At 38.3% G+C, this 5809-nt stretch carries 4 protein-coding genes and 3 pseudogenes; all 7 read right to left on the bottom strand.

Annotation, left to right across the window (positions count from 1 at the left end; translation table 11 throughout):
* Positions 1-250: 250 nt before the first annotated feature.
* Positions 251-820 carry a kinase gene (locus ABHN01_RS24770; RefSeq protein WP_429877755.1) on the bottom strand — a complete coding sequence of 190 codons (570 nt, stop codon included), beginning with the start codon at positions 818-820 and terminating at the stop codon, positions 251-253.
* Between the two features lie 96 nt (positions 821-916).
* Positions 917-1987 carry a phosphotransferase gene (locus ABHN01_RS24775; protein WP_429877756.1) on the bottom strand — a complete coding sequence of 357 codons (1071 nt, stop codon included), beginning with the start codon at positions 1985-1987 and terminating at the stop codon, positions 917-919.
* A gap of 31 nt (positions 1988-2018) precedes the next feature.
* The gene (locus ABHN01_RS24780) at positions 2019-3197 is read right to left on the bottom strand and encodes an ATP-grasp domain-containing protein (protein WP_429877757.1); all 1179 of its coding nucleotides are present in this window, start codon (positions 3195-3197) and stop codon (positions 2019-2021) included.
* Positions 3194-4525, bottom strand: coding sequence for a glycosyltransferase family 4 protein (locus ABHN01_RS24785; protein WP_429877758.1), 1332 nt, complete (start codon positions 4523-4525; stop codon positions 3194-3196). The genes ABHN01_RS24780 and ABHN01_RS24785 overlap by 4 nt, the downstream gene beginning before the upstream one ends.
* Positions 4522-5158 (bottom strand): annotated as a pseudogene (locus ABHN01_RS24790) (PIG-L deacetylase family protein). Before ABHN01_RS24790 ends, ABHN01_RS24785 begins: the two are co-directional and overlap by 4 nt.
* Positions 5159-5200: 42 nt before the next feature.
* Positions 5201-5416: pseudogene (locus ABHN01_RS24795) on the bottom strand (CHRD domain-containing protein); the annotation flags it as partial.
* 116 nt (positions 5417-5532) lie between these two features.
* Positions 5533-5661, bottom strand: a pseudogene (locus ABHN01_RS24800) (AraC family transcriptional regulator); the annotation flags it as partial.
* Positions 5662-5809 lie beyond the last annotated feature (148 nt).

Genomic DNA, 5809 nt, shown 5'->3' on the forward strand with positions numbered 1-5809 from the left:
CTCCTTGGCCTTTAATTTTGGTTCTCTTTTCAAGGTCAATAAAGAAATTAAAGTTATTCATGAATAGATCGCCATTTAATAAATCATCAAGATATCCCTTTTTAAAAATTTTATATTTAAAGTAGATATAGCTTCTTATTTTAAATTTTTTTATTATTCTTTTGTAACTTCTTTATAATCTTAAGGGTCAGGTATTCAATGGTTGAACTAAAGAAAAAAAATGGCAGCATGTTTGACGCCATCTAAAAGGTTATTGATAATATTTTGCCCATTCATTAAAAAGGGTTGGCGAAATCTTTTTGACCCGTTGAAGGAATTCCTCTGCATATCCGAGCTTTTCAAGACCCGATATTAACTTTCTGGGATAAGTTCGATCAGTGGTAAATGCCCTTTTGTGGTCGATCACTTTTACCTCACCCTTCTCGTTAAAGTAAATATGTCGAACTTCTGTATCGTGCCTCAAAAAACCGATCCTCTTAAATTCTGAAAGCATGTATAATATTTGTTTTATTTTTGAATCAGAAAAACGTTTCTTTTTTTTGAGGTATTTTTTCAGATTATATCCGTTGATATACTCCATGACAATATAATTGGATCCATACTCATAGAGTCGGGGAATGATGGGGGATGATTGTCCATTCTTTAATGCCTTCAGTTCAAGTTTATGAGTTTTTTCTGTCCAGAAAATTTTTACACATTTATTGGGACTAATTTGAAAAACCGCTCCATCGCCGCCTTTGCCAAGCAGTTTATACTTTTCTAGATTTTCCAATTTTAGTTTTCCTTTATTCCTGGCTGCTATCGCCGTAATACTTTTCATTCATACACTTCCTTTATTAAAAGACTTCAGCAGCAACTCAAGTATTCTAGTTTTTAACTAGATAGATAAATCGTATTTTCTCAAATACTTGATCTGCTAGTATAAACCGAATTCCTTTCCCCAGCTATTTATTTTTTCAATATATCTTTTTAGCAGAACACTTTGTTCTCCATTCAGCACCCTTCTAAGGTGATTTAGGAGTCTTTTCTCTAATGTTCTCTGTAAATAAGTCATTTTTAATAGCTTTAGGATGTCTATTTGGAAGGTTATTCCTTCTTTTTGCATTTCCTGAGCGTATAACAGCATGCAATGACTTCTTATTTCTTCTTCCTTTTTTCGCCAGTCTGTTCTGAAATCAATCAACAATTCAACTAGAACAACCATATCATACGAACAGGGTGCGTACTTAGAAGACTCCCAGTCGATCATTTGAATGTTCCAATTTTCTTCATCCGTGCCGTTTTGGCAGCAAAGATTATGAAGATGAAGATCACCGTGGATGAGGCATTGACCTGCTTCCATAATTTCCGGAAAGAAAATTGGCCCTTTTTGCAGGACATTTTGAATCGTGTTGTATCCAGGTTCTACTATTTCTCTTAAACCAGGATCTTTCATAGCAAGATCTAGATATTCTTTTGTTTTTTCAATATGATGGCTTCTTTCTCTGTTTGCCAGCGCAGAATCATATCGGGGTAGCCAGGAATCAAAAGAATCCTTGTACCTGGTTATCCGATCACCAAATGTGCGGGCATGAAATTTTGCAGCAGTCGGAATGATAAGATCGAGATGTTTGGGCGTAATCTTGATTTGCCCGCGCAAAGGTTGAACAAATTCTGTAAATAGCCAGATTTCGTCATCATTTACTCTTTCCTCAATCCAATACATTTTTGGCATAAATTCAGCCATGGCAGTATATCCTCTGCGATACATGTTAATTTCCACGCTATGATTTTCCTTAAAAGGTGGTTTATATATTTTAAGGACTACGGGAAGACTGTTTATGCCATCTGTAAGGATCAGTTTCCAGATACTTGTTTTTTCCCTCGAATTTTTAAGGCATTCTATTTTATCTTCAGGCAATACAACTTTATGATTTGAAAAAAATTCAAACTTTTTTTTCCATCCAAATTGATTCCACTGTTTTACAATTTCTTCTTTACTGCTCAATGCAGAAATCCCCCCTAATTTTATTAACATCTCATTTTCTCGCCCATAAATATCGAATATGGGACACAAAGCTTCTTATAAATGGGAGTGGATCCTTCCAGCTGAATAAAGCTTCTACCTTATGTCCGGAAAGGCCCTTTATCCATTCGGTGATTGTCATTTTCCCGCTTTTATGGTTTTGACGGAAGGATAGAAAATCCCGGACCAGGTAAACCCATTTGATGCCTTCTTTCTGCTTCGTCACGGGGGAAGGATTTTGTCCAGTTACCAGCAAATAGTTCAAGTATGCTAAATTCACACCGCAAGCTATTGACAATCTTTGGGTTAACCCGATCCTGGGGTTAATCTCAATAAATTTCAACTTGCCGTCTCTTTTATCCCTCTTAAATTCTGCAATTGCCAGGCCTTTTAACTTGAGATTGCGCAAAAATGGAACTGCTATATTTATTACGTCCTCATCTCTAATACTTAACGCCATGGCGGTTGAACCGAAGTCTGGAGGAAATTGGTGGAGTTTTTGATTCATCCAGAGTCCAATTAGATTCATTTCCTCATCAAATAAGGTTTTTACTGAATAAATGGATGCCTCTTCTCCAGGAATCACCTCTTGAATCATGAGCTCTCCAAAACGGCTGTAAAAGAGGTACTCTTCCTTTAACTGGACTGGTTTTTCAACTAATATTGCTTTTTTATACAGACGATGATCGATACGATTGCGGAAATTGGAGGAAATGACTGGTTTTAATATACAGGGGAACGTAACTTCAGAAACAATCCGGTCAAGATGATCTTCATCATCAATAATGAACGTTTTAGGACATGGAACGTTATGTTTTACTGATAAATCGTAGGTTAATCTTTTATCTAACACAGCCTCGACTAATGAATGGTCAGGTAAAAGAAAAAGATAATACAAAGACAACTGATCTCTGTGTTTTGATATAAAGCGCACATAGTCATCCGATCCAGCGTAGAGTACCGCTTTCTCCTCAAATGTTTGCCCTAGTCTTGTAAGGTGCTCTATTAATTTTTCTTCCTCAGAAACAGGATTAGGGCATACACCGCAGCTTGCATACCTCGTTTTTCCAATTTTTTGCTTACTCTCTGTATCAAATGCATATACGTTTATGCCTTGTTCGGCTAAACTCCGAACGATCCCGATCCCAGTCGCACTTAAATCTAACACTACGGCCGGTAGATCATGCCTCACTGCATCTCACCCCCGTGCAAGAAAGATTGATAAACTTCTTCAATCTTTCCAGCCATACTGGCAATGGATAAATGCTGTTCAGCAAAGCATTTAGCATTTTGTGCTAAAGAATTCCTTAGTACGGGGTCGTCCAGAAGAATGGTTAATTTTTCAGCTAGTTGCTGAGGGTTACCCGGTTCAGCTATAAGCCCCGAATGATTGTCCTGAATAATTTCTGGTATTCCGCCACAGTTTGTTGTAATGATCGCCTTCCGGGCAAACATCGCCTCTATCACAGAAATAGGAAGTGTATCACTGGTAGTTGGCAGAACAAAAATATCTGATCGTTTTAATATTTCTGGAATATCCTTTCTCGTTCTCTTTCCTAGAAAATGCACATTTTCTAGCTGTAAATCCTGACATTGGTGTGCAAGCTCTTCTCTCATTGATCCTTCCCCTACAATCCATATTTCTACATTTTTAAGCTTATTTCTAATGAGCGAAAGTGCCTCAAACAGGTATTTATGTCCTTTACGCGGCCGGAGGCGAGATACACAGGTAATAATTGTCTTATCTGAAATATTCTTTGATTTCCCTAGAGGGTCAATTCCATAATCAATTCCAGTGTAAATGGTTGTCAATTTGCTTTCCTCAGCGCCTAAACTGTTTAGCAACGGACGAAAATATTCACATAAACTAATGATATGGGTCGAGCTTTGAACGGCTTTTTTGTCAATGGCCAAAAAGTAGGCTTCTTCTACAGACCCTTTTTCTATTAGATTAAACTTTACCCGTGTGTGTGTCATAAATCCGTGGGGAGTGAACAGCAGCGGTTTTTGATAACCTTCATTAAGCTGGAACATGACATTTGCTGTAAACCGATCTTGTGCGTGAATAATATCATACTTAGAAATATCCACGCACTTTAGCATCCATTCATATCTGCGCATTTGCCAAACATTTTGGATGATCTTTTCACTGAAACTTCCATACCTTTTAACAAAAAAATTTTTTACATCCTCCATAATGGTTTGCCGCATTCCGTCAATGTCACCATTTTCGAAGTGGTTAGGTGCAGCAATATGGACAATGTGGCCTAAGCTTTCCAATCCTGACTTAAGTGCAGTGATGTAGTTTTGCAATCCGCCAACAAAAGGGTAGTCCCAGAAAGTAGTGATTAAGATTTTCATGTTTTTCTTTTGTCTTAATCCAGAGGGTTTCTGGACATCCGGCTTGTTTTTTTCTTTTTTTAAAGCGGTTGTCAGTCCATAATATTTATCCATTGCAGATACTAAATGGGGATAGGGGATAAATGATGGAGACTGTTTTGAATATCGACGTTCTGTCATTTCCATACCCTCCTGATGATTTCAAACGCTTCTGCATAATGCCTCGAACCTGTGCTAATGCTTTCACTCCTTGATATGAACGGGGATGAGGAAAATCCCTCATATCCACGTGATAAAATGAAGGAGATTTGAGTTTATCATTAATGGTTTCCGTTATATCTGCAAAATAGTTTGGTTTAATTCTTTATCGTTCGTATGTTGACTCCATTCAGACGAAGAGACCGTTTCAAAACAGAGTATTTGAGCAGCCATTTTCTTTGGCAATGGCCTGGCTGAAGTAATGACGGCCTGGTACAATATTTGATGGTCCCGGTTAACGTCTCCGTAATGATGAGTAAAAATCATGGAAGGTTCATACTTGGCCAAAAGCGCTTCAATTTCTTTAGTTAAAGAATGTAAAGGGAGAGTTTCTAATAAAAGATTCGGATATTCTAAAAAAACAACCTTTTCTACTCCCAAGTATTGATTAGCTTTTAACATTGATTCTTTAATGCAATCCTCTTTTTCCTTACGCCCCTTTGCAACAACCACGGAAATCACTTTATATCCATTTGTAACCAATTTTTTTATTGTTCCGCCAGGGCCGAGTATTTCATCGCCTTGAAGAGGTCCAACCAAATCTTCGCGCGTCAAGGTGCCTTCCACAATTCCCCGCCTGGATGTAATGCCGAATTTGCTCGGGCCAAACAGGAACGCGACAACCGGTCCGTTCTGGCCTGGTCGACCCAAGTGAATGTGAGCTTGGGTGACGTTTTCAATATCATTTACTTTTAGTAAGAATTTCAGACTTAAGCCGTTATTCCTCAATTTTAACAATGTTATACCGGTTGCCTCCGTAATAACCGGCGGCACTTGAAAGCGTCCCCGCATTTTCGCAATAAAATCAGTCATTCTATATTCCTCCTCTCTGAGTCGATTACTATTAATCTATGTTAGATTCAGAGAAAGGCTTGTACACCGACCTAAGGCTATTAAAATAACCGTAGAAAATAATCCGACAACCTGTGTCAAATGGAAAATTCATGAAGGCGTTTTATATCGCTTATAGGGGGCAAACCGCACATTCGAGAATATTCACGACTGAATTGAGAAGGACTCTCATAACCAACCTGGAATCCGGCATTTGCAGCGTCAGCTTACGAGATTGAGTCCTTTGCAATATCAAAAACAATTAAGGTTACAAGACGACCGTCGCCTCATCCTTTCTGAGGTTACGGGGGCAAGCAGCGGTATCGGTGAAGCTACTGCACGTCTTCTTGCCCAAAGCGGTGCCCATGTTGTATT

The sequence above is a fragment of the Fictibacillus sp. NRS-1165 genome (assembly GCF_050468105.1).
Lineage (GTDB): Bacteria > Bacillota > Bacilli > Bacillales > Fictibacillaceae > Fictibacillus_C > Fictibacillus_C terrinigri.

What these genes read in the sequence shown, in the direction of transcription:
- ABHN01_RS24785 (WP_429877758.1), bottom strand. Translation starts at nt 4,525, where the DNA reads ATGACAGAACGTCGATATTCAAAACAGTCTCCATCATTTATCCCCTAT.
- ABHN01_RS24770 (WP_429877755.1), bottom strand. Translation starts at nt 820, where the DNA reads ATGAAAAGTATTACGGCGATAGCAGCCAGGAATAAAGGAAAACTAAAA.